The organism is Hyalangium versicolor, from assembly GCF_020103695.1.
Classification (GTDB): Bacteria; Myxococcota; Myxococcia; order Myxococcales; family Myxococcaceae; genus Hyalangium; species Hyalangium versicolor.
The window spans coordinates 76,270-100,668 of record NZ_JAHXBF010000020.1 but is presented as its reverse complement, the minus strand read 5'-3'; the positions used below and the strand labels follow the sequence as shown (position 1 = coordinate 100,668).

The following is a 24,399-nucleotide window of genomic DNA, read 5'->3' as shown; positions in this document are numbered from 1 at the left end:
GGTTTTGTGGCCTGGTCGACACCTGGTCATGATGCAATGCGGCGGGTCCATAGCGCAAAGAGTCGCCCCGAGGCAATCGCGCCTCCCGAAGGCAGCCCCGCGCTGAAGGCGCCGAGAAAGTTGGAGCTTCAGCGATTGGCGGGCGCCAGGAAGCGGTCCCGGAGGGCCTCGGCTTCCTTGCGATCGAAGGTGCGTCCCTGGAGGGCCACACGGCGGCTGACCGAGGTGAAGGCGTGCTCCAGCGTCGGGACGAACTGACGCAGATCCTCCGCGAGCCGCTGGCGGATGCTGGGGCCTTCGGGCGGCCAGGGGAGTTCCACGAGCAGCGCGGAGAAGCGATCGAAGGGCTCGTAGTCGGAGTAGCGCAGGAGTTGGTAGCTCACGTCCTGGAAGTAGCTGAGGAAGGACTTGAAGGACGTGAGCGCGCTCTCCGCGGCGGGCACGTCCTCCGTGCGCAACGCCAGTTCGGTGGCGCGGCACAGCTGGCCGAAGACCCAGAGATCCTTGCGCAGGCGCCCGGCCATGGCCTCCTGGGACACGAGCTGCTGGAAGGCATCCTCGCCGGAGATGGCCCCCGGGTCGATCGCCTCCACGAGCGCCACCACCTGGGCCCGGAAGAGCGCGATGAAGGCGGTAGCGGCATCCGCGGGAGCGTCCGGCGTGCCCTCCAGATCGACGAGCACCTCTCGGGCGATGCGGTTGGTCTCCTTGGCGATGTCCCGGGCGGCGCGCAGGCTCGCGGCCTTGAGCCGCTTGGGCCCTACCTGGGTGGCCAGCTCATTGCGGAAGAAGCCGACCAGGCTCACGGCCTCGCTGCGCACCAGGGCGAGCACGACGCGCGCGCGCCGGGGGATGGAGTCATCGCTCTCGCGGCCCACATAGGAGAGGTAGTGCAGCAACCGGAAGAGCGCGAGGACCCCGGTGGTGAAGGGAGCGCGGACATCCTGCGGCTGGCTGGCGAGCAGATCGAGGATGCGCGCCGAGCGGATGCGGTCGTACTCGATGCGGAACTCGAGCGGCCGGAAAGGGCGGAAGTAGCGGTTGAGGACGATCTCCCGCAGCGCCAGGTTGCCCACATCGCTGAAGAGGGCGAGGTTGCACACGGGCAGCTTGAGCAGGTGATCGATCAGGTTGCGCAGGGAGTCGAAGGCCTCGCGCAGGACGAAGAGGCTCTCCTGGGGCGTCTCCTGGTGGAGTTCCTCCTCGATGAAGGCGCGACGGACGCGATCATCGGCCAGCTGCGTCTCCACGTACTTGCGGAAGACGCGCTTGGAGTCCGAATCTGGGTCCAGCAGGCGGCGACCGATGCGGATGGCGCGGTGGATGGCGTCGCGGACGTCCTCGAGCTCCTCGTGGAAGTCCCGGGTGACGAGGGGGCGCTCCTGGGCGTCCACCACCACGTTGTGGAGGTTGAAGTAGCGCTCCACGCCTCGCAGGAGCATCTCGAACTCGAAGAGCTGCTCCTCGCGGCCCTCGATGTTGACGCCGCGCAGCCAGCGCTCGCGCTCGGCGAGCAGGCCGGTGCGCGAGGACTGGGAGGTGCGCATCAGATCCGCGTAGAAGTCGCGCGCGACGCGGGGCGTCGTCTTGGCTGGCTCCTTGGCGCGTACCTGGCTCATCGGGAGGGACTCCTATCAGAAGAGGCTGCCCTGGGGTGAGGCGGGAGGTGGCGCCTTCTTGAAATACCCGTATGCGCGGTGTGTGGCCATACGCCCCCGGGGGGTCCGTTGGAGGAATCCTTCTTGGAGGAGGAAGGGTTCGTATACGTCCTCGATGGTGTCTCGCTGCTCGCCCACGCTGGCGGCGATGGTCTCCACCCCTACCGGGCCGCCTCCGAACTTGTCGATGATGGTGAGCAGGATCTTTCGATCCATGGCGTCCAGGCCGCTGGCGTCCACCCCGAGCCGGTCCAACGAGCCACGCGCCAGCTCCAGGGTGATGCGGCCCTCGCCCTCGACCTGGGCGAAGTCGCGCAGGCGGCGCAGCAACCGGTTGGCGATGCGGGGTGTGCCTCGCGAGCGGGTGGAGATCTCCTTGCTGGCGTCGCGGTCCAGGGGGATGCCGAGGATGCGCGCCGAGCGGTTGAGGATGAGCTCCAGGTGCTTGGGCTCGTAGTACTCGAGGCGTTCCTGGATCTGGAACCGGTCCCGGAGCGGTGAGGTGAGCAGGCCCGTGCGGGTGGTGGCACCAATGAGGGTGAAGGGCGGCAGGTCGATCTTCATCGCTCGGGCGGCGGGACCCGTGTCGATGGTGATGTCCAGCCGGAAGTCCTCCATGGCGGGATAGAGGTACTCCTCGACGGAGGCGTTGAGGCGGTGGATCTCGTCGATGAAGAGGACGTCGCGCTCGTTGAGATTGGTGAGCAGGCCCGCCAGGTCTCCCTTGCGCTCGAGCGCGGGGCCGCTGGTGACGTGGATGCCCACGCCCAGCTCGGAGGCGATGATGTGGGCCAGCGACGTCTTGCCGAGACCCGGGGGGCCGGAGAAGAGGCAGTGATCGAGGGCGTCCTTGCGGTGGCCGGCGGCGCGTACGTAGACCTTGAGCTTCTCGACGACGGCGTCCTGGCCCACGTACTCCTCGAAGGTACGGGGGCGGAGCGAGGCCTCCAGGCGGACATCGTCCCCCAGGGCCTCTCCGGACAATGTCTCGGACTTGCGCTTCGTAGCCATTGCGGTGCCCACCCTACCAAGAACGGCACGTGTGTCGCCGCCCATCTCCCGACGATAGACTCGCGCGCCACACAGGCTGGTTGGCCAGGGAGCGCGCGACGTGAAGGGCCTCGTCTTCGATCTGTCCATCCCCAAGTACGTGCTGGCCAAGGGAATCGGGAGGCTGTACCCGAAGATCCACTATGGCCCGGGGAGCTGCCTGTCGCTGCGAGAGCTGCCCTCGCCCACCGCGCCAGGCCCCGAGTGGGTGCGGCTGAGACCGCTGCTGACAGGGCTGTGCGGCTCGGACATGGCGACCTTCTTCTTCAAGGCCAGTCCCCAGTTGGAGCCTTTCAATAGCTTTCCAGCAGTGCTGGGGCACGAGATCCTCGCGGAGGTGACGGCGCTGGGCCCCGAGACCCGAGGCGTGGAGGTAGGGCAACGGGTGGCGGTGAACCCGCTGCTGCCCTGCCGCCTGCGAGGTATCCAGCCTCCGTGCAAGCCATGCGCGGTGGGGCAGGAGAACGGGTGCGAGCGGACGGCGGATGGGTGCCTGGCAGCCGGGCAGATGCTCGGCTACCAGAGGGATCTACCGGGAGGCATGGGGACGGAGATGCTGGCCCATCCCTCGCAGCTCCACGAGGTGCCGCACGCGGTATCGAACAAGGCCGGAGTGCTGGTGGAGCCCCTGGCGGTGAGCCTGCATGCCGTGCTCAAGGCGGGGCTGAGGGACGAGGAGCGGGTGTTGGTGATTGGCGGAGGTCCGGTGGCGTTCGCTGCGCTGTGGGCCATCCGAGCGCTGGGGCACCGCAGCCACGTGACGCTGCTGGCGACAGAGGAGTACCAGCTGAAGCTCGCTCGGCAGCTCGGGGCGGAGGAGGCGTTCCGGGTGCGGGATGACGCGGCGGAGGCCCAGGAGGTGGCTCGGCTGACGGGGGCGAAGGTGTACAAGCCGGTCATCGGGCCTCCAGCGCTGACGGGGGGCTTCGAGGTGACGATTGACTGCATCGGGAGCGCGGCTTCGGTGCAGGATTCGCTGCGGTACACGCGGGCGCTGGGCCGGGTGGTGCTGGTGGGGGCGGCGGGGGTGCTGGAGCGGGTGGATTGGACCACGGTGTGGCGTAATGAACTGACGCTGCTCGGTTCCTACGTGTACGGGCCAGAGAGCTTCCGCGGAGAGCGCAAGCACACGTTCGATCTGGTACTGGATCTGCTGGCTCGGCGGGAAGGCCCCGATCCATCCGTGCTCGTGACGCATACCTTCCCGCTCTCTCGGTATCGAGAGGCCATCGAGGCAAATCTGGCGCGAGGGCGCTACCAGTCCGTGAAGACGGCTTTCGACCTGACGGTGACCGCATGATTTCGATCTTTCGTTCCCTCCCCTCCCTCGCCGAGGCCCGTACCGAGCGGGTTCCTGGCCTCCGATTGCAGCACCTCCGCCGCGCGGCCCTGGAGGCCCGAGAGGCCTTCACGGCGGGAGGACCGGTGGCCGCGGTGGCCACGTGCGATCTGATCACGTTCCCGTATCCGGCGCAGTTCGCGTTCAGCGGGGCGGCGCTGTCTCCGGCACCGTACGTGATGATGACGAACCGGATGCAGGTGGTGCAGTTCCTGGATGGCGGAGAGCGGCGCACGCTGCTGTTCAACCCGAGTGACTACGAGCGCGGGCAGGCGGCTCCGTTCTTCCGGAGCCTGCGCGAGCGCTACGGCAACTTCGTCTCCGACAAGGTGATGTCGACCCGGCACGGCTCGGTGCAGAGCCATCTGGCGGCGCTGGGGCTGACTCCGGAGGACGTGGACTACATCGCGTTCGACCACCTGCACGTCCAGGACGTGCGGGGATGGCTCGGGGGCGAGGGGGCCTCGGCGTACTTCCCGAGGGCGAAGCTGCTGGTGCAGCGAACGGAGTGGGAGGGAGCGAAGAACCTGCATCCGATGCAGACGGTCTGGTACGTGCCGAACGGCACGGCGGGCGTGCCTGAGGATCGGGTCATCCTGCTGGATGGAGACGTGTGGCTGGGGCCGGGAGCGGCGATCCTGTACACGCCGGGGCACACCTTGGGGAACATGTCGCTGGCGGTGGCGACGGACCGCGAGGTGTTCGTGGTGAGCGAGAACGGGGTGGCGACGGAGAGCTACACGCCGCTGCAGTCAGGCATCCCGGGACTGCGTAACTTCGCCGAGCACATGGGGTTGGAGGTGGTGCTCAACGGCAACACGCGCGAGCACTCGCTGGACCAGTACTCGTCGATGGTGGTGGAGAAACTGTTCGCGGGTCCGTCGCTGGTGGAGGGGGCGTATGTGAACTTTCACCCATCCTCGTTGCTGGCGACATCGATTCTGGCGCCGGGCTTGTCACCCACGGTGGTTCTGCCTGCGCCGAACTTCGGAGACGTACGGCCGTCTACCGCATCAAGGCGGGCGGCATGACATCGTCGCCCTAGCGGAATCTAAACTCACTGCGCCGCTCCAGCGACTCGATCAACCCATGCACGACTCTCTTCATTATCTCCCAAGAGTTTGCTGAAGCGCCCAGCGCGCAATGCATCAATCAAGAGCCTATCCCGGGTAACCAAATCAGGCACTTGGCAGACCTCCACGAGATTCTGGAAGCCTCTGAGTGGCATATTCACCGGATGAGCCTGCCCACCCAGTCTCGGGTGCTTGCCACGACGCTTTCATCCCGCCAACCGGTCTTGTCTCTTTCATACATCAAGCGATCAAATCGGCCCTCTTTGATCATATCGATCAGCGCTTCGTCCTCGGCAATCAGCTCCGGAACATCATAGGGGAAACGCACCCACGAGATTCCGTCCGATTGATATCCCTGGTCATTAACCATGAGTTCGATGTAGCGCGAATACGTATCAAAAAAACGGTCGACGCCCGAAGCCACTGGTAGCGCATGAATTTCTTCGTACGGGTCCACGCGAACCACGGGCTGTCTCCCTTCAGAGTTCGCAAGTTCAGGCACCGTGGCATAGCGATAGAGCATCTCCCCCCCGAACAGCAGCAACGTGCGGAAGTGCTCCGGCCAGAACTCGTGCGGGAAGTAGCTTTGCCACTCCCGATTCTCCGAGAGAAACCCATCTACTTCATCATCGCGACGTACCAACAGGAGTCTCTCAGCTCCTCTGCCCTCAATCAGCAGTTTTCCGCAACTGGAGAATGCGGTGGCCAGCAGTGGATCAACAGGCATTCCATACAGGTGCTCACCGGCATGAGGCGGAGTACTCCGAGGAGGCAGCGTCTCGACCCGAAGACCATTCTTGCCCACAACCTCTAGCAACCTATTCAGTCCTGGTAAACGGTGGGTTGACATGGTCTCGACTCTTCAGCGCATCCCTGCAACAAGCGCGTCGACTTCATTCGTGGCAAGCCTCTTGGCCTGTGAGAGCTCTTCAAGTGCTCCGGCGCTCTCATCATAAATCTTGTTGAACCAGCGTCCGAAGCGGGCTCTGACGATCTCCTCCACTCTCAAAACTTCCTCCGCTGTCGGTGGTCGCGGAGCCTTCCTGAGGCGTGTCCACACGCTACCGACACTCGAATGAATCGGCTTGGCCGCTGCCACCAGATTCAACTCCGCGTTGACATCTCTCAGCGGGAAGAGATGAGCATATTCCAATGGAATGCAATGATGGATATCATAGCGCACACCGTGGATGTCTCGTAACAGCGCATCGAGTTTGGGATGGCGCTTTCCATAGAAAAGCGTCTTTGCCTCGTCACGCAACAGGTCCTTCGCCCCATCAAGTTCCTTCAAAGGAGTGGTCGTGAGGCGCTCAAATCGGAGCAACAACGCTCTGAGTTCGCTGCGCTCAGCAGCGGTGAGCGCCTCAAACCCCTCTGCCTCCATTCTGGCAACCAATCGTGCGAACGCTTGGCGTTCAGCGGTGGGAGCTCTGGCAAGCAGGGAACGAAACCACCCCACCGCCTCCATACCTCCTCTTGCCAACACACGGGAGATCGTCGGCGCAGCCGCTTCCAGCGCCACACCTGTGCCTCGCGCCAACCACCCGCCCACCACATAGAGCGCCAGTTGTTCCAGGCCGATGACGGCCATCGCCTGGAAGCTCTCTCGCGTCTCCTCGCGCCACTGGCGCAAAATCTGCTCGTGCATCGCCCGGTATTCGAGCGCTACCTCCGCGTTCCGTGGCTCGGGAGGTGGTGGACGCACCACTTCGGCTGCGACGATCCTCCAGCGCGACTGCTGGGTGCCCGGGAGGTGCTCGCCCTCCCAGTCCATCCGGACCTTCCGAGGCCCCAGGCCCTGTGTGAAGGGCACCAGCACATTCACCCATGGACCCATCAGCCCGGGGTCCGCTCGCACCGACGTGCCTCCCGGCAGGGAGCGAGGCGGCCGAGTTTCCAGCCCCGTTACTCTCTCGTCATCCAGTGCGATCTCGACCTGCCAGCGCACCCTTGCTCCCGTTGGCACCCAGATCCTCGAAGCCACCTCCCGCCCTGCCCCCACCAGACCTTGCAGTTCCTCAGAGCGAGTTCCGACTCGCTGGACAGGCCAAGTCTTGGCCTCCGGAGGGAAGGCCACGGCCTCGTCCTTCTTGAAGTCTGCACGCCAGCGCGTCTCGTCTCTCCGGAGGATCAGGTGTACCGCCCCCGGCGCACCTTCAGCACAGGCAGATAGGAGATCCCTCACCTCGCTCGCGAAGGATTCCCTGGCTGCTGCTTTCCCCGGGGCTCCGCCCTGCCGCCTCTTCAGGGACAACAGCGTGAAGGCCCCTCGCTCCGTCCAGAAGGTGAACTCCAACTCGGCCCCGACTTCTCGCACTTCGCTGGCCACTCCCCACAGTGCTGTCAGTGCCGATTCCAACTCGGCCTCGCGCGCTTCCTCCGATGGCTCCTCGCTACCCTGGTAGGTGCCTTCTGGCTCGAACCGCCCGCTACCTCCTGTTCCGGCCTGCGGTACCGTCGCACAAGCGTTCAGGAGCACCAGCGCCACCAGCCCCCAGGTCAGCGCTATCTCCCCAAATCCCCGGCGCATGCCGTTCCTTCCTCGAGCGCCCTCTGCTCGGGCGGGCGTGGCATCCACAGCCTACTCGCCCCTCCCAGCCCCGGACGGGTGAAGTTCCTCTCCCCCGTCCCGGGGACCTCTGTCCCAGGCGGGAGTCCTCTGGTGGCCGAACTGATTCCAGAAGCTCACACAAGCCCCCCATCCGGGCCCGCCGGGTGCTATCTGTCCAGGGTCATGGCTCAGAACCTTTTCGCCACGGTCCCCAACGAGATCGACTTCCCCGCCGACGAGCGCCGCATCCTTGCCTTCTGGAAGGAACGCAAAGTCTTCGAGCAGACGCTCCAGGGCCGGGACTCCGCCCCCGTCTTCGTCTTCTACGAGGGCCCTCCCACCGCCAACGGCCTCCCCCACAACGGCCACGTCCTCACTCGCGTCATCAAGGACCTCTTCCCTCGCTACAAGACCATGCGAGGCTTCCGCGTCCCTCGCAAAGCCGGCTGGGACACCCACGGCCTCCCCGTCGAAGTCGAGGTCGAGAAGGAACTCCGCATCCACGGCAAGGCTGAAATCGAGCGCTACGGCGTCGAGCCCTTCACCCAACGCTGCATCCAGTCCGTCTTCCGCTACACCAATGAGTGGGAGCGTCTCACCGAGCGCATCGGCTTCTGGGTCGACCTCAAGGACGCCTACGTCACCTATCACCAGAGCTACGTCCAGAGCGTCTGGTGGGCCCTCTCCGAACTCTTCCGCAAGGGTCTCCTCTATCAGGGACACAAGATCGTCTGGTGGTGGCCCCAGGGTGGCACCGCACTCAGCTCCGGCGAAGTCGGCATGGGCTATCGCACCGTCGATGATCCCAGCGCCTATGTCGCCTTCCCCCTGAGAGGCTCGCCCGATACCGCCCTCCTCATCTGGACGACGACTCCCTGGACCCTCCCGTCCAACATGTTCGCCGCCGTCAATCCCAACGTCGACTACGTCACCGTCGATGCCGGCGAACGCAAGCTCATCATCGCCGCCGCCCTTCGCGATGAGCTCGCCAAGAAGCTCAAGAAGGAACTGCCCATCCTCGAGACTCAGAAGGGCAGCGCCCTCGTCGGCCGCCGCTACTTCCCTCCCTTCGATGTCTACTTCCAGCGCGCCGGCTCCACCGAGCTGCCCCTCAAGGACGGCGGTTCCGATTCGCCCGCCTGGCGCGTCATCGGCGCGGACTTCGTCACCCTCTCCAGCGGCACCGGTATCGTTCACGTCGCTCCCGCCTTCGGCGAAGACGACTACGAGGCCTTCCGCCGCGAACGCACCCGCTTCACCAAGCCCGAAACCCTCGAGATGTTCTGCGCCATCCGCACCGATGGCACCTTCTCCGAGGACTTCCCCTCCCTCACCGGCAAGTTCGTCAAGGATGCCGACAAGGACATCACTCGCACCCTCAAGGAGCGCGGCACCCTCGTCCTCGTCGAGCAGTACCGCCACGAATACCCCTTCTGCTGGCGCGCCGATGATGACCCCCTCATCCAGTTCGCTCGCCCCGCCTGGTACATCCGCACCACCTCCGTGAAGGACCAGGCCATCGCCAACAACCGCGCCGTCAACTGGGTCCCCGAACACATCAAGGAAGGTCGCTTCGGCGACTTCCTCGCCAACAACGTCGACTGGGCCCTCTCCCGCGAGCGCTACTGGGGCACTCCCCTCCCCCTCTGGGTCCACTCGGAGACCGGCGAGGTCGAGGCCATCTCCTCCCTCCAGGCCCTGCGCGAGAAGCCCGGCAACAACGTCGCCGCCATCGAGGCCGAGCTCCAGGCCTTCCTCGCCCAGAAGCCCGGTGCCACCAGCGCCGAGCACCTCATCGTCCACAAACCCTGGGTCGACAAGATCACCTTCGAGAAGCCCGGTACCCCCGGCCGCTTCACCCGCGTCCCCGAAGTCATCGATGTGTGGTTCGACTCAGGGTGCATGCCCTTCGCGCAGTGGGGCTACCCCCATGCCCCGGGCTCTCACGAGAAGTTCACCCAGGCCTTCCCCGCTGACTTCATCTCCGAGGCCATCGACCAGACCCGTGGCTGGTTCTACTCCCTCCTGATGATCAGCACGCTCGTCTTCGATGAGGAGACCCAGCGCCGCCTCAACATCGCGCCGCCTCGCGGCTGGCCCCACCCCTACAAGAGCTGCATCGTCCTCGGCCACGTCGGTGACAAGGAAGGCAAGAAGGAGTCCAAGTCCAAGGGCAACTACACCCCTCCCGAGATCATCCTTGATGAAGTCCGCATGGACTTCGCCGTGCTCGATGACAAGGCCGCAGGCCTCCCCGGTGTCGCCGGTGAGGCGCTCATCGCTCGCGAGGACCTCGAGGGCCTCGACATCCAGGAGGGCGCCAAGGTCCAGGTCTTCCGTCCCGACCAGCCCGGCACCGCCCTCACCCTCACCATCAAGGTCCACAAGAAGCTCAAGCGCCGCGTCGTGCTCCTCGCGAAGAAGGACCTCGATGCCCTCGGCGTGGCCCCGTCCGCCAAGGGCGTGGACGTGATGCCCGTGGAGGTGCCTCGACTCGCTCCCTCCGAGCGCGTGTCGGTCAAGGACCCCTCCAGCAAGGCTCCCGGCTCCGACGCGTTCCGCTGGTTCTTCTACGCGTCCAGCCCCACCTGGTCCAACACCCGCCACTCCCTCAGCAACGTGCGGCTCCTGCAGAAGGACTTCCAGGTCAAGCTGCGCAACGTCTACTCGTTCTTCACCATCTACGCGAACATCGACGGCTTCTCGCCCGCCACCAGCAACGCCGAGTCCTCCGAGGCTCCCTGGATCGCCATCCGCAAGAGCCAGGGCTGGCGCGATCCCAAGTCCCGCACCGTGCTCGACCGGTGGATCCTCTCCGAGGTCCAACTCTCCCTGCGCGATGTCGCCCGCTCGCTCGACACCTACCAGGTCTATGAGGCCGCTCAGCGTCTGGTCGCCCTCGTGGATGCGCTGTCCAACTGGTACCTGCGCCGCAGCCGCGACCGCTTCTGGGCTCCCGGCCTCGAGCAGGACAAGCTCGACGCCTACTTCACCCTCTACGAGGCCCTCACCACCATCTCCGCTGTCTCGGCCCCCTTCATCCCGTTCTTCGCTGACGAGATGTGGATCAACCTCGTGCGCCGCCCCTGGCCCGTTTCCCAGCCCGAGAGCGTCCACCTGGGCCGCTTCCCCGACGCCGATGAGCGCCTCATCGACGAGGGCCTCGCCGCCGAGATGGGCGCCGTGCGCGAGCTCGTCTCCCTCGGCCTCAAGGTCCGCACCGACAACCGCCTCAAGGTCCGCCAGCCCCTGTCTCGCGTGGATGTCATCCTCGCGCGCCAGGAGCTCAAGGACCGCGTCGCCGTCTACAAGGACCTCATCACCGATGAGCTCAACGTCCATGAGGTGAATTTCATGGAGGCTGGCCAGGAGACCGATGTCGTCCGCTACAAGGTCCGCCCCAACCTGCGCGCCGTGGGCAGCCGGCTCGGGCCCAAGCTTGCTCCCGTGCGCAAGGCGTTCGACTCCGCCGATGGCCGCATCCTCCAGCGCGAGCTCGCGCTCAAGGGAATGGTCGCCATCACCGTCGATGGTGAGCGCATGGCCTTCCCCACCGAGGACCTGGAGGTGCTCGTCGAGGCCAATCCTGGCTATGCCGCCGCCGGTGCGGGCGTGGGCGTCGTCGTGCTCCATACCGAGCTCACCGAGGCGCTCGTGGACGAGGGCCTTGTGCGCGAGCTGCTCGCCCGGGTGCAGGCGGCGCGCAAGGACATGGCGCTCGGCTACACCGACCGCATCCGCGTCTGGGTGGATGGCGATGCCCGCGTGCTCCGCGTCGCGCAGGAGTCGAAGGAACTCATCTCCCGCGAGACGCTCGCTTCCGAACTCAACGTCGGCCCCCAGGGCCTCACCGGTAAGGAGGAGGAGTTCAACCTCAACGGCCTGCCCACGCGCATCCGCGTGGAGAAGGCCTGAGTTCTCGCTCAGGTCCGCTCAGGGCTTGTAGCGAAGGATCGAACCGCCGAAGCCTCCTATCCGCGGCACCGTCCCCATCCCCCAGAGGGAGTTGAAGTCCCCTCCGTAGGGGATGGGTGACGGTAGCCATGTGGTTCCGTCGTAGTGGAAGAGGGTCATTCCATCGGCCCTCCGCTCGAGCGCGTAGATGTCCGCAGGCCCCGTGCCCCAGATGTCGAGGAGATCTCCCTCCGCGAACGGGAGCACGGGTGACCAGCGCTGGCCGTCGTAGTGGCGCACCACGCCCTTCGCGCCCACGGCCCAGAGGTCATTCGCGCTCGAACCCCACAGGCCATAGAAGGTCTGCGAGGTGGGCGGATCCAGCGTCACGGCCTTCCACCCCGCGCTGCTCCGGCGCAGGAGTGTCCCGGCTTCGCCTACCGCCCACACGTTCTCCACGCCCGTGCCCCAGAGCCGGTACAGCGTGGCGGTGGTGGGGCTCGAACGAACATCCCAGCTCTGTCCGTCGTAGTGGAGGAGGCGGCCCGCATCGCCTACCGCCCACACATCCGAAGCACTGGAGCCCCATACGCTTCGCAACGTCTCCATGGCCACGGACTCCGGCCACAGCGCGGCCGTCATGCCATCGGAGCGCACGAGGGTCCCACCCGCTCCCACGGCCCAGACCTCGTTGGAGCTTGCGCCCCAGACCGAGTTCAACGCGGCCTGCGTGCCGGTCGTCAGGGTCAACCACCGGCCCTCGCTCCAGCGCAGCAGCGTGCCGCGATCGCCCGTGGCCCAGGCCTCCGTCGCGCTCAGCGCCCGGCCTCCCAGCATCGCCGTGTCAGCGCCTTCTCGCAGCGAGACCCACTCGTCGCCCGTCCACCGCATCGCCTGGCCCCGGCTCCCTACTGCCCAGAGCCCCATGCTCGCAGTGCCCCAGACGTGCTCGAGATCCTCGGAGATGCCCATGGAGCTCCACCAGGCTCCCTCAGCGTCGAGGTGCAGGACCGAGCCGTGTGCTCCCACCGCCCAGGCATCCCTCGCGCTCAGTGCCACGAGGCTGTTCAGCGGCTCCGTCCCCTCGTAGACCACGGTCCACGCTCCGCCCTCGTAGCGACGCACACGCCACGTCCCCGTGGTGAGTGTCTGGTCCAGCGCCCATAGCACTCCGTCCGCGCCGCTCAGGCTCAGGACGAGCTCACTCTGGAACCTCGGCTGCTGTGTCCAGGCCTGCCCGTCCCAGTGCAGCAGCGCTCCCTCCGCGGTGATGACCCACGCGTCGTTCGGCCCCGTGCCCCAAAGCCCCGTGAAGTAGTGCGGCGGCGTGCTCTCGGGCCGAGTCCACTCCGCTCCGTTCCAGTGCAGCAGTGCGCCATCGAAGCCTCCGACCCAGATGTCGTTCGGGCCGCTGCCCCACACCGCGACCAGGTGCTGTTTGAGCCCCGTGCCCACAGGCTGCCAGGCCTTCCCGTTCCACCTCACCACCGCGCCCTGGCGGCCCACGGCCCACACCTCATCCGAGCTCGTTCCCCAGATGGCCAGTAGCGTCTGCTGCGTGGCCGAGCGGTACACCTTCCAGCCCTTTCCATCCCAGTGAGTCGCGATGCCGGGTGCGCCCACCGCCCAGACATCATCCGGCCCGCCCGCCCACACCGCCTCGTAGTAGCGCGCGTGCGGCGAGGGGTTCTCCCAACACCAGTGCTCGTCGAAGCAACGGAGGATGAGATCCGGATCCCCTCCGTCCCCCTCGTCCGGGCCGCCGTCGGTCCCTCCGTCCACTCCACCGTCGGAGCCGCCATCCGGCCCGGCGTCGTGACCGCCATCCGTCCCGCCGTCCGTCCCTCCATCCGGCGGCGTCGAGGGCTGCTGCTGCATGGAGCAGGAGTTCGCCTCCCGCACGCACATCTGCGTCGCCGCGCAGCAGGTCCACCCTTCGCCGCACGGACACGGACGCTCGTCCAGCGACACGGGCGCCACGCAGGCCCCGAGCAGCAACCCGAGCACCGGCAGCCACGCCTTCAAAACCGTCCCTCCAGGTGCAGGCCCGCAGCACTCGGCGAGACCGTCGGATAGGCCTCCGCTGAAGCCCCAGGCCACAGCAGCAACCCGAGCCCCACCACCCCCGCAGCCGCTCCGGCCGCGTACAGAGCTGTAGAGCGTCGATTGAGGCTCTGGATACGAGCGTTGCGGTGCAGCGCATCTGCATTGGACAGGCCGCTCGTGCTCTCCGAGCGCAGTCCCCGCGCCGACAGCGTCGTCCACGCGCCTCCGCCCAGGGTAGCCCCCGCTACTCCGAGCACGCTCCAGCCCGCGATGCTCCTCCACGCCGGGCGCCCCGGCTCCAGGAGCTTGAGCGGAACGGGCATCGTGAAGTCATAGGATTCGACGGTCTTCTGGTCGTACGGCAGCGAGAAGATCAGGCTGAACGCCTCGTGCTCCGCGCCTCGCGCCACGGTCCGAGGCGCCTGCGGCGTGAGCGCGGCGAGCTTCACCACCTCGGGCATCGCGTCGATGCGGTATTCGCTCCCATCCATCACACGCCGCACGAACAGCGGGCCTGTGCCCACGGGCCTCGCCACCCAGAGCCGCTGACCCGAGGCGTTGTGGAAGTCCGCCAGCCTCACGCCCCTGCTGTCCTCCAGCTCCAGGTGCACGGACTCGCTCCCGTCCACCTCGATCCGGTGCTCGAGCGCCTTGCCCAGCTCCACCAGCCACTGTCCATCCTTCGGCGGACGGGCGTGCACCTCCGGCCGGAAGCGCTCGTTGGGAATGGCCGCGTTCGCCCGCTGCACGAACGCCGCGATCTCCTTGTAGCTCACCCTTCCGTCTCCATCCGCGTCCGCCGCCCCGTAGAGACCGGAGCGCACCTCGTGGCTGAACACGCCGGACTGGAAGGCCTCCCACTCATGGCTCTCGCGAACGCTGGACGTGGAGAGCAGCAACCCCACTCGCCCGTCCTCCGCCAGGCGGGTCACCTCGCTGAAGCCACTCAGGGGCCGGCGCTGGCCTCCAGGCCCTCGCCCATAGGCCAGAAAGTACGAGGAGCACGCGTCCACGATGAGGTGCACCTGCTCCGCATCCACCCGGGTGATCAGCTCATCCGCCAGATCCTTCCCGGTGAGCTTCCGATCCTCGAGCGTCACGTACCCCTGGCCGTTGCGCACGCTGCCGTGGCCCGCATAGACGAAATAGAGCACCGTCCCCAGGTGGCGCTCCTTCGCCTGCGCCACGTCGTGCGCGAGTTGCTCCACCAACCGGTTCCACTCGGCCTGACGGGGAACACTTGCCTCCGCCGCGGCCTGCGGGTGCAACCGCTCCGTGTTCTCATCCAGCCGGGCCAGCAAGTACGTCCGTGCGCCCAGGAGCCGGAAGAGATCCAGGTAGCGCGCCGCATCGTCATCCGCGTAGCGGAGCGGTGGCTCGTTCGGATCCACGCTGTGGTTGACTCCGACAATGAACGCGAAGGCGGCTCGCGGCCGTTCCTCCGCTACGGCCGGCAGCGCCGCCAGGGCGAGGACGAACGCCAACGCCCGGGCCGCTCCCCTCATCGCTTCACCTTCACCGTGAACGACGTCTCCTCCGCTCCACGGAGCGACAGCGGCTGTTCCGGTGTGTGCCCTCGCATCAGCGCCTCGACCTGCTTCACCGTGAGCCGCTCGTCCGCCAGGACTCCGTGCAGCACCAGCCGCTCTCCATCGAAGTCGTGCGAGATGGCCTCGGGCAGCTCGTGCAGCGCCACGCCTCCGAAGGCCTGCACCGCAGCGGGATTCGAATCCGGATCGGACCAGCTCGGATGGAACCAGTACACGTGCTGGTGCTCATCCACCGCATAGATCATCAGCCACTTGCGCCCATGCGGGTTCTCGTAGGCGAAGGCCAGCTCGTCCCCGGCTCGCAATTCACCCTCGACAGGCTCCGCCGTCTGCCCCGGACGCACCCGGAAGACGCGCAGGTTGTCCGGCTGGGCCGCCGCGGGATTCCCGCGCGCCGTGAAACCCTCCGCCTCCGTCGAGAACGGAGTGGGCCTCGTCGCCACCACTCCCACCACGAGCAACGCCACCACCGCGAGCGCCGCCACCCCCTGCGTCACCGGCACCGGCGGCCTCACCAATCCCAGCCCCTGCCCCAGCCGCCTCTGCGCATCCGCGTTCGCCTTCGGGTCCAAGCGCCGCAACAGCAGGTGCCGCTCATACAGAGACTTGCAGGAGGTACATGCCGGCAGGTGCTCTCGCAGCGCGTGCTCGCTCGCCGGCTTCAACTTCCGCGCGAAGTGCTCATCGACACGGCCGCGCATGGGGCAGACCCTTGGGTTCATGGTGTACTCCCTTCGCGCAACAGGAACCGGCGCAGCAGCGCGCGGATGCGCAACTCCTGGTACGCCAGCGTGGTTCGGTGCATGCCCAGCTCCCGAGCCGCCTCCCGCTGCGGCAATTGCTTCAGGAAGCGAGCCTCGAAAACGGCGTGCCATTTCTCCGGCAGGCACTCGCGCCGGAATCGCTCTATAAGGATGCGGGCCTCGCACTCGGAATCAGAGGCCTCCACCGCATCCGCCTCGACGACTCCGAGATCCCTCGCCTGCTCCAGCGCTCCCCGCTCGCGCTGCAGGCGGCGCACGTACTCGAGCGCCTGGTGATAGGCCACCGTGGCGATCCAGGCCTTCAACGATCCGCCCCGGAAACTGCGGCGCAGCTCCTCGCGGGAGATCAATCGATAGAAGACCTCGTGGATGACGGTCTCCTGGTCCGCCCCGGTGAGCACGCGCCCCACTGCCCGCTGCACGGTGGGATAGAGCTCGCGGTAGCACTGCTCCAGGACGGAGCGCCGCCCGGCATGAAAGTCCAGGAGCCAACGATCCGCGGCGTCCTCGCCGAGTCCCGAGCAGAGCGCGTCCTCGATGTTCACCTGCACGCCTGCCCCTCCCCGTCAACGGCCTGCCCCAGACGTGGATCTAGGTGCTCTCTTTCGGAAGGCAACCCGGCACCTCTGGAGGAAGCAGGAGCGTGTTCAAGCCACAACGGGCAGATGGAGGAAAATCCCCCACAAAAACAGGATTCGTCCATGAGCGGCCCCTCATTCATTTCCCAGGGTGAGAGCCAAGAGATGTGAAAGAGACGGAGGGTGCGGTGATGAGAGCAGTGGCGGCGATGGTGGGTGGCGGGCAGGACGAGAACGGGCGGTCCATTCTCTGGATCGCGGTGGTGGGAACGATGCTGTTGATGCTGCTCAATGGCTGCGGCCAGGAGAAAGCGCAGCAGCAGGAGCAGTCGGGAGATCGCTTCGAGTATCCGGCGCTGCAGACGGAAGTGCCGCTCTACGAGTTGCAGATCCCCGAGCAGACGCTGGCGCTGTTCGACCAGGATCCCTACGCGGAGGAGCAGCCGGCCACCTTCGTCTTCGAGGGCCAGGCCCAGCCAGTGATGGTGCGGCTGCGCGGCTCCAGCTCGCGCTTCTTCCCGAAGAAGAGCTGGCGCATCGAGTTCCCCAAGGGCGTCGAGTTCGACGGCCGGCGCAAGCACAACCTCATCGCCGAGTTCCAGGACCGGACGATGATGACCGAGAAGCTCGCCTTCGACATGATGCTCGCCATGGGGCTACCGGCCCCGCGCACCCGCTTCGTGCGCATCTCCATCAACGGCCAGTATCAGGGCGTCTTCCTCGACATCGAGCGCGTGGACAAGGACTTCGCCGAGGCCCATGGCTTCGCTGATCCGGATCCCACCATCTACCGCTGCGGTGCCAAGGACTGCGAAATGAAGCTGTGGCGCACCGACTACCAGCAGGACTGGCAGAAGGAGACCAACGAGAGCGTGAAGAGCAAGGACGACGTCATGACGCTGATGTACGTCATCAACCGCGCCCCCGAGCCGAACCTGCCTGCCATGCTCGACGCCAACCTGGAGCTGGAGCACTACCTGCGAGCCATGGTGGCCGACGTGCTCATCTCCAATGACATCCATGAGGACTCGCAGAGCTACCTCGTCCACGACGCGACCACCGGTAAGTGGACCTACGTGCCCTGGGATCTCAACAACAATGATGCGCGCTGGTGGCCCACCTATGGACTGGGGATGAAGCCCGTCGTTGATCACCCGCTGTTTGGCTACAGCCTCTCGGACGGCTGGGTGGCGAAGATGTACGCCAAGCGGGCCACCCGCCCTGGCTTCCTCCCCGCCTTCTCCAACCTCAACACCCGCATCATCTACAACCCCGAGCTGCGCGAGCGCCTGTTCGCTCTCGTCGAGAAGGGCCTGGAAGACCTGCTCGCTCCCGAGGTCTTCGACGCTCGGGTGGATGCGATGTACGCGCTGATTGCTCCGCACATGGACGCCGACCCGTACCTGCTGCTCGGCCCCGATGAGTCCATGCCGTCGGACCCGGACGGAATGGCCAAGTTCCACGAGGGAGTCCCCTTCCTCAAGGCCTACGCTCGCGGCCGGACCTCCTTCGTGCGCGGGGAACTGGGTCGATTCCGGACCGCTCCGACCACCCTGCAGCTCAACGCCGTCAGCCCTCGCGAGGGCTGGGTGGAGCTGCGCAACCCGACTGACCAGGCGCTCTCCACGGCCGGGCTCGTCCTCACGGTGGACCTGCGGCGGACGATTTCCTCTCTGCGCGATCCCAGCACCAGCACCGTGCTGACCGAGCATGTGGTGCCGCCTCACGGCACGGTCCGCCTCGCTCCCAAGGAGCTCGGCTTTACGATTCCACAGGACGGCGAGTTGGGGCTGTTCGACGGAGTCTCCGTAACAGGCGCGCTAGACGTCCTCTTCTACACCGCCCTGCCCAACGGGGGCGTCTACTCCCGAGGCTCGGAGGATTCCTCCCGCTGGGAGATCCGCTGAACCGGTGACTCAGGCCCCCGAGCGCAGCACCTTGAGGGCCTCGCGGAACAGGGCCTGGAAGGCGGCCTCCGCTCCGAGCCGCTCCCCGGCCACCTCTGCCGCCTTCTCCGCCTGCTGCTCCTTGTAGCCCAGGTTCAACAGCGCCGAGACGAGATCCGCCATCGGCCCCGCGGCCGGTGGCGCCGCCGTTGCCCCCTGCGCCACCGCCTCCAGGTGCATCTCCTTCACCTTGTCCTTGAGCTCCAGCACCAGACGCTCGGCGGTCTTCTTGCCGATGCCCTTGATCTTCGTCAGCCGCGCCACCTCGCCCTTGCTCAGCGCCACCACCAGCTCCCCCACCTCCATCCCCGACAGCACCGTGAGCGCCAGCCGCGGCCCCACCTGCGACACCGAGTTGAGCAGCTGGAACATCTCCTCCTCGGAGCGGGTCAGGAAGCCGAACAGGTCCAGGGCGTCCTCTCGCACCACCGTACGCACGCGGACCTGCACCGGTTGGCCCTCCGCCGGCAGCTTGCCCACCGCCAGCGACGACATGGCGACGCGGTAGCTCACGCCTCCCACGTCGATGATGGCCTCCTCGAGGCTCTTCTCCGCCAGCGTTCCGCGCAGTCCCGCGATCATCGCGCCTCCGGGCGCCGATAGGACGGGCTCAGCCGATCCGCGAGCAGCGCAGCCGCACCCTTGCTTCGCTTGGCCCGAGCGCCTCGGGAGCTCCCCACCCCCAGCGCCGCGGCCCGTCCCTGGTTGAGGTGACAGAGCGCCACCGCGAGGGCATCGCTCGCGTCCGCGCGTTCAATCTCTTCGAGTTGCAGGAGTGAGCACACCATCCGGCCCACCGCATCCTTGCCGTCCCCTCCGCCCGCTCCCACCGAGCGCTTCACCTTCGCAGGGGGGTACTCGAACACGGGCAGGTTCGCCTGGGCCGCCGCCAGCAGGGCCACCCCTCGCGCGTGCCCCAGCACCAGGGCGCTGCGCGCGTTGCGAAAGGTGAACACGCCCTCCACCGACACGGCCTCCGGCCGGTACTGCTTCAGCCGACCCGTCAGCTCCGCGTGCAGCACCATCAACCGGTGGTGCAGCGGCGCATCCGGATCCACCTTGATGACCCCGTGCGCTATGTGCGCCAGCCGGCCACGCCGCTCCTCCACCACGCCATACCCCATGAAGCGGCTGCCAGGATCGACTCCAAGGACGCGCACGTGCCTCTCCCACTCCGACGCCGTCCCCGACACCGGGACGGGTGTTCAGCCTTGTAACGCGCGAGCCCGCCCCTGTCGATCCCCCGCCGAGCGGCCGAGCTACTGCAAGGACTCCATCAGCGCTTCGTCGATCTCGAAGTTCGCGTGGACGTTCTGCACGTCGTCGTTCTCTTCCAACGCGTCCATCAGCTTGAGCATCTTCTTCGCGTTCTCGCCCTCGAGCTTCACGGTCGTCTGCGGGAAGAAGCTCCACTTCTGCTCCCCCAGCTTCAGCCCCGCCGTTTCCAGACTCGCGGCCACGGTGTGCAGGTCGGCCGGCGAGGTGCGCACTTCGAAGCCCTCGTCACCGTGGTTGATGACGTCCTCGGCGCCCGCCTCGATGGCCTTCTCCATCACCTGGTCCTCCGTGGGACCCGGCTTCACCGCGATGACGCCCTTCTTGTGGAACATCCAGCCGACCGCGCCTTCTGCTCCCAGGTTGCCACCGCCCTTGCTGAAGCTGATGCGCACTTCGCTCGAGGTGCGATTGCGGTTGTCCGTGAGGCACTCGACCAGCACCGCCACGCCGCCCGGGCCGTAGCCCTCGTACATCACCTCTTCGTAGCTCTCGCCCTCCAGCTCTCCCGTGCCCTTCTTCACCGCCCGCTGGATGGTGTCGTTGGGCATGTTCGCCTCACGGGCCGCGGTGATGGCGGCGCGGAGACGGGCGTTGCCGGCGGGATCCCCACCGCCCAGCCGAGCCGCGACGGTGATCTCCTTGATGACCTTCGTGTAGAGCTTGCCCTTGGAGGCGCCCATCGCGGCTTTCTGCCGCTTGATCTTCGACCAACGGTTGTGACCGGACATGGCAGTGCCGCGCCTTGTCCCTTAACCGGACCCGCCGAGTCAAACACTGTCCGCGCTCAGTGCGCCCGCGCTGCCTTCTCGTCGTCCCGGCGACGGGCCTTCTGCTTCGGGTGGAACAGGATGACCGGGATCGGCATCCGGGAGATCAACTCCTCGGCGCTCGGCTCCGGCTCCACGACGATCTCCACGTCCTCCAGATCGGCCTCGGCGGCGGCCTGCGCCGTATCACCCTGGGGCTGAGCAGGAGCTTCCACTGGAGCCGAAGCCTGGGCCTCCACTGGAGCCTGAACCTCTGCCGGAGCCTGAGCCTCTGCCTTCGGCGCCTCGGCCTCTACTGGAGCCTGGGCCTCTGCCTTCGGCGCCTCGGCCTCCACCGGAGCCTGAGCCTCCGCCGCGTCCGCCAGGCTGACCTCGAGCTCGGTCGGCTCTTCCTCGGGCGCCTGGGCCGCAGTCTCCTCAACCGGGTTCAAACGAGCCTCGTGCTCGTCGGCCGCACGCTGCTCGGCGTCATGCGCCTCCTGTGCACGTGCCACCCTCAGGGCCTCGGTCTCCGGCTCGAAGAAGCGCGGCGCAGTCTGCACCCGCTCGCGCTCCTCCACGTGGCAGGCCGGCCCCAGCACCCCCAGCACGAACAGGTGCATCACCGTCTCGAGCGCCACCACCTCCGTGAGCCGGCACTCCAGCAGCACCATGCGCACCGTGCGCCGCCCATCGAACAGGCGCACCAGAGAGATGACCTCATCCGGCAGCTTCGCCAACTGCTCCGCCAACCGCTGGAAGTCCACCGTCAGTCGCGCCGCCAGCGGAACTCCCACCTCACGCAGCCGCGCGAAGCGCTCCAGGCCCGGCAGCACCTGGTGGCGCAGGAACGCCAGATCCATCAGCAGCGTGCCGCGGTGCAACTCGGGGCCGAACGTCACCCCGTACACCCCACTGCCAAAGCTCAGCAGCCGCCGGAACGCCAGCACCCCGCGCTCGCCCAGGTAGCCCGCATCCACCACGCGCCCGTCCCGGAAGGCGAAGAACCCATCCCCCTCCTTGAGCACCACCCGCCCCGACCGCGTCCCAGCCAACAACGCCCGGACCATGTCCGTCAGCGGCAGCCGCGCCGAGTGCGCCTCGTACTCCGGCTCCGTGGAGCGCCGGCCCGCCTTGAGCCGCGCCAGCGCCACCACGTCCTCCGCCATCACCGGCTTGGCCAGGTAGTCGTCCGCACCCACACTCGCCGCCAGCTCGGGGTGGAACTTCTCCCGGCGACTCGAGATCAGGAACACCGGCAATTCCGCCGTGCGCAGCTCCGCCCGCAGCTGATTGCAGAGCGAGAAGCCGTCCATGCCCGCCAGCTCCGTCTCCGCTACGACGAGGTGCGGCAAAGTCGGCGACGCGGCGAGTTCCTCCCGCGCATCCTCCGCCGTGGGCACCACCACCACCTCGAAGCCCGCCTCGGCCAGCTTCGTCCCCAGCGAGCTCCGGTACCGCTCGTCCGGCTCCACCAGCAGCACGCGCAGGCGCTTGCCACGCCGGGCCCGGGGACTCAGCCCGGTGGCGGTGCAGACTGGCTCGATAATGGTCGCGCGAGGAGAGCGAGCAACCATGGGGCGGGGGCTCCAGGCAGGAGGACTGGGGGTCGACTGTCAGCTCAAGCGGTAATAATCCGGAATAGTAGAACTTGCTTCACATCCTGCCTCAGGCTCACCTTTTAAGAAAGTCCTCGGGTCGCTTTTTTTAGAAGAAACACGGGGATGTCTGGAATCTGGCGAACCGGGGCGGAAAGATCGACGACATGTAGGAGACGCGTAAGGTGGCCGCATGACGCGTCCCGTCTTGCTGCTCACCCTCGTGTTCGCGCTCCCGGTCCCCGTGGCTGCCCAGGGGGCCGCGTCCTCGGCTCGTCAGGACGGGGCATTCGGGACGGTGCTGGCGCCAGCGGCCCTGCCCGAGGGAGCCAGCTCCTTATATGGATATATCGGCGTGCCCGAGATGGGCATGGGCTACCGCCAGGGCCTCTCCGAGTTCGAGATCGAGGGCCGCGCGCGCCTGGACTACCTGCGGCTGGCGGGGATCTTCGAGGCGAGGGCTCGCCGGATCATCCTGAAGGATGGCGCCATGACACTCGCGCCGACGCTGGGGCTGGGATTGGTGCTCAACTCCGGCAGTGCGTACCTGGATGCGGACAACTTCGGCGGCGTGCTGCTGCGCATCACCCCCGGACTGCTCGCGACGTGGAAGGTGGCGGAGACAGTGGCGGTGGTGGGGTTGCTGGACTTGCCGATCGATCTCGGACTGGACCCCACGGGAGCGCGGCGCTTCCAGGCGCTCCCCGGCGGCGGCGTGGAGCTCTACCTGGGCTCGGGCATCTCGCTGCTGACCGCGGTGCAACTGGGCGTGGAGACCTTCAAGGCCCCGCGCGAGGACTCCGTGACGCGGCTGGGCTACCAGATCCAGTTGGGCATCGGCACGCGGCTGTTCTGAGCCCGTCCAGACGCTCACGTCATCCCGTAGCGCTCCAGCTTCTTGAGCAGACCTTGGCGTGAGAGGCCGAGTGCCTCGGCGGTGTGCGTGCGGTTGCCATTGAAGCGGCGCAGGGCCTCTTCGATCTCTCGGCGCTCCAGCGCCTCCACCTTCTGCTGGAGCGTGCTGGCGCCGGGAGCGGGGGCTCGCGGGCGCTCGCTGCCGGTGAAGGAGAGGTCCTCGGGTTGGACCTCTCGCCGATCTCCCGCGAGCACCGTGGCTCGCTGCATCTCGTGGCGCAACTCGCGCAGGTTGCCGGGCCAGCCGTGCGAGAGGAGCGCCTCGGTGGCGGAGTCCGAGAGCAGCTTCGCGCGGCCATCCGGACACAGGTGGGCACACTGGTTGAGGAAGTGCCGGGCCAGCAGCGGCAGGTCCGCGGTGCGCTCGCGCAGAGGCGGCAGGTGCACCTGGACGCCCTTGATGCGCCAGTAGAGATCCTCCCGGAAGGTGCCAGCCTGCTGCATGGCGCCCAGATCCTTGTTCGTGGCGGAGAGGAAGCGCACGTCCACATGCGAGGGCCGATCCGCTCCCACCGGGAGGATGTCCCCCGTCTCCAGCGCGCGCAGCACCTTCACCTGGAGCGAAGGCGTCATGTCGCCAATCTCATCCAGGAAGAGCGTGCCGCCATCGGCCTCGGCGAAGAGGCCCTTGTGGTCGCGCGTAGCTCCCGTGAAGGCACCCTTCACATGACCGAAGAGCGCGCTCTCCAGCAGGTTCTCCGGCAGCGCCCCGCAGTTCACGGGGATGAAGGGGCCCGCGCGGCGGCGGCTCTTGAGGTGAATGGAACGTGCGAGAAGCTCCTTGCCGGTGCCGTTCTCTCCGGTAACGAGCACCGGCAGATCGCTGGCGGCGATGCGCTCGGCGAGCGAGACGGCCGCGAGGAACGGAGAGCTCTGCCCCACCATGGCGGTGTCACCGCCTGCGTGGGCCAGCGAGGACTGCAGGGCCTCCACCTGGCGCTCCAGCGCCACACGGGCCATGGCACGCTGAACCACCACCAGGAGCACATCCGGATCCACGGGCTTGGTGAGGAAGTCGTAGGCCCCCAGGCGGATGGCCTCCAGCGAGTGGCGCGTGTCCCCCGCCCCGGAGACGACGATCACCTTGGTGCCCGGCCGCGCGGCGATCAACGCCCCCAACTGCTCCAGCCCCGCGGACACGCTCCCATCGGGTGGAAGCATCAGATCGAGCAGCACGAGCGGAAAGGCACGGGCCTCCACGGCCGCGCGAGCCGAGGAACGATCCGCGGCCTCGAGGACCTCATAGCCCGCGTCCCGCAGCAGGCCTCCGTAGATCTTGCGGAAGGCGGAATCGTCGTCGACGAGGAGGAGCGGAAGAGGTGAGGAACTCATGAGGGTGTCCCACCGGACTGGAAGCACTCGGAAGCCCGGACTGGCGGCGCGCGAACCATATCAGTGGAGCGCCAGCAGGGC

18 protein-coding genes are annotated in these 24,399 nt (G+C 67.0%); 5 read left to right on the top strand and 13 right to left on the bottom strand.

Features of this window, described 5'->3' with window-relative positions; all coding sequences use genetic code 11:
- Nucleotides 1-128 precede the first annotated feature (128 nt).
- Together KY501_RS35710 and ruvB are read right to left on the bottom strand one after the other, a co-directional pair.
- Entirely contained in the window at nucleotides 129-1,619 is a 1,491-nt protein-coding gene (locus KY501_RS35710; protein WP_224368281.1) for a hypothetical protein, read from the bottom strand.
- Between the two features lie 15 nt (nucleotides 1,620-1,634).
- On the bottom strand, nucleotides 1,635-2,669 hold the full coding sequence (gene ruvB / locus KY501_RS35705) for a Holliday junction branch migration DNA helicase RuvB (protein ID WP_224368279.1): 1,035 nt from the start codon (nucleotides 2,667-2,669) through the stop codon (nucleotides 1,635-1,637).
- A 100-nt stretch (nucleotides 2,670-2,769) separates the two neighbouring features.
- Between ruvB and KY501_RS35700 the strand changes: the two genes are divergently transcribed.
- Both KY501_RS35700 and KY501_RS35695 read left to right on the top strand, forming a co-directional pair.
- Nucleotides 2,770-4,008, top strand: coding sequence for a zinc-dependent alcohol dehydrogenase (locus tag KY501_RS35700; protein WP_224368277.1), 1,239 nt, complete (start codon nucleotides 2,770-2,772; stop codon nucleotides 4,006-4,008).
- The gene (locus tag KY501_RS35695; protein WP_224368275.1) at nucleotides 4,005-5,078 is read left to right on the top strand and encodes an MBL fold metallo-hydrolase; all 1,074 of its coding nucleotides are present in this window, start codon (nucleotides 4,005-4,007) and stop codon (nucleotides 5,076-5,078) included. The genes KY501_RS35700 and KY501_RS35695 overlap by 4 nt, the downstream gene beginning before the upstream one ends.
- Before the next feature lie 199 nt (nucleotides 5,079-5,277).
- Here the strand turns inward: KY501_RS35695 and KY501_RS35690 are convergent, their stop codons facing one another.
- Complete coding sequence (locus KY501_RS35690; protein WP_224368273.1) at nucleotides 5,278-5,970, bottom strand: hypothetical protein; 693 nt, start codon at nucleotides 5,968-5,970, stop codon at nucleotides 5,278-5,280.
- 12 nt (nucleotides 5,971-5,982) lie between these two features.
- The gene (locus KY501_RS35685; RefSeq protein WP_224368271.1) at nucleotides 5,983-7,650 is read right to left on the bottom strand and encodes a hypothetical protein; all 1,668 of its coding nucleotides are present in this window, start codon (nucleotides 7,648-7,650) and stop codon (nucleotides 5,983-5,985) included.
- A 204-nt stretch (nucleotides 7,651-7,854) separates the two neighbouring features.
- Here KY501_RS35685 and ileS point away from each other — a divergent pair, with 204 nt between their 5' ends.
- Nucleotides 7,855-11,586, top strand: coding sequence for an isoleucine--tRNA ligase (gene ileS / locus KY501_RS35680; protein ID WP_224368269.1), 3,732 nt, complete (start codon nucleotides 7,855-7,857; stop codon nucleotides 11,584-11,586).
- Between the two features lie 18 nt (nucleotides 11,587-11,604).
- Here the strand turns inward: ileS and KY501_RS35675 are convergent, their stop codons facing one another.
- Genes KY501_RS35675 through KY501_RS35660 form a run of 4 tightly spaced genes read right to left on the bottom strand, consistent with a single transcriptional unit; the run spans nucleotide 11,605 to nucleotide 16,476 of the window.
- A complete protein-coding gene (locus tag KY501_RS35675) occupies nucleotides 11,605-13,590 on the bottom strand; it encodes a beta propeller repeat protein (RefSeq protein WP_224368268.1) in 1,986 nt (661 codons plus the stop codon).
- Nucleotides 13,587-15,116, bottom strand: a complete 1,530-nt coding sequence (locus KY501_RS35670) for a caspase family protein (RefSeq protein WP_224368267.1) — start codon at nucleotides 15,114-15,116, stop codon at nucleotides 13,587-13,589. The genes KY501_RS35675 and KY501_RS35670 overlap by 4 nt, the downstream gene beginning before the upstream one ends.
- Complete coding sequence (locus KY501_RS35665; RefSeq protein WP_224368266.1) at nucleotides 15,113-15,883, bottom strand: hypothetical protein; 771 nt, start codon at nucleotides 15,881-15,883, stop codon at nucleotides 15,113-15,115. The genes KY501_RS35670 and KY501_RS35665 overlap by 4 nt, the downstream gene beginning before the upstream one ends.
- On the bottom strand, nucleotides 15,880-16,476 hold the full coding sequence (locus KY501_RS35660) for an RNA polymerase sigma factor (RefSeq protein WP_224368265.1): 597 nt from the start codon (nucleotides 16,474-16,476) through the stop codon (nucleotides 15,880-15,882). Before KY501_RS35660 ends, KY501_RS35665 begins: the two co-directional genes overlap by 4 nt.
- Nucleotides 16,477-16,694: 218 nt before the next feature.
- Between KY501_RS35660 and KY501_RS35655 the strand changes: the two genes are divergently transcribed.
- Nucleotides 16,695-18,410 carry a CotH kinase family protein gene (locus tag KY501_RS35655; RefSeq protein ID WP_224368264.1) on the top strand — a complete coding sequence of 572 codons (1,716 nt, stop codon included), beginning with the start codon at nucleotides 16,695-16,697 and terminating at the stop codon, nucleotides 18,408-18,410.
- A gap of 9 nt (nucleotides 18,411-18,419) precedes the next feature.
- Here KY501_RS35655 and ruvA read toward each other — a convergent pair whose 3' ends face one another.
- From ruvA to KY501_RS35635, 4 genes are all read right to left on the bottom strand, one after another.
- Nucleotides 18,420-19,031, bottom strand: a complete 612-nt coding sequence (gene ruvA / locus KY501_RS35650) for a Holliday junction branch migration protein RuvA (RefSeq protein WP_224368262.1) — start codon at nucleotides 19,029-19,031, stop codon at nucleotides 18,420-18,422.
- Complete coding sequence (gene ruvC, locus KY501_RS35645) at nucleotides 19,028-19,609, bottom strand: crossover junction endodeoxyribonuclease RuvC (protein WP_224368260.1); 582 nt, start codon at nucleotides 19,607-19,609, stop codon at nucleotides 19,028-19,030. The genes ruvA and ruvC overlap by 4 nt, the downstream gene beginning before the upstream one ends.
- Before the next feature lie 99 nt (nucleotides 19,610-19,708).
- On the bottom strand, nucleotides 19,709-20,455 hold the full coding sequence (locus tag KY501_RS35640) for a YebC/PmpR family DNA-binding transcriptional regulator (RefSeq protein ID WP_224368258.1): 747 nt from the start codon (nucleotides 20,453-20,455) through the stop codon (nucleotides 19,709-19,711).
- A gap of 56 nt (nucleotides 20,456-20,511) precedes the next feature.
- Nucleotides 20,512-22,050 (bottom strand): response regulator, encoded by a 1,539-nt coding sequence (locus KY501_RS35635; protein ID WP_224368256.1) that lies wholly within the window; start codon nucleotides 22,048-22,050, stop codon nucleotides 20,512-20,514.
- A 214-nt stretch (nucleotides 22,051-22,264) separates the two neighbouring features.
- Here KY501_RS35635 and KY501_RS35630 point away from each other — a divergent pair, with 214 nt between their 5' ends.
- On the top strand, nucleotides 22,265-22,927 hold the full coding sequence (locus KY501_RS35630; protein ID WP_224368253.1) for a hypothetical protein: 663 nt from the start codon (nucleotides 22,265-22,267) through the stop codon (nucleotides 22,925-22,927).
- A 14-nt stretch (nucleotides 22,928-22,941) separates the two neighbouring features.
- Here KY501_RS35630 and KY501_RS35625 read toward each other — a convergent pair whose 3' ends face one another.
- Nucleotides 22,942-24,318, bottom strand: a complete 1,377-nt coding sequence (locus tag KY501_RS35625) for a sigma-54-dependent transcriptional regulator (protein WP_224368251.1) — start codon at nucleotides 24,316-24,318, stop codon at nucleotides 22,942-22,944.
- Between the last annotated feature and the right edge of the window lie 81 nt (nucleotides 24,319-24,399).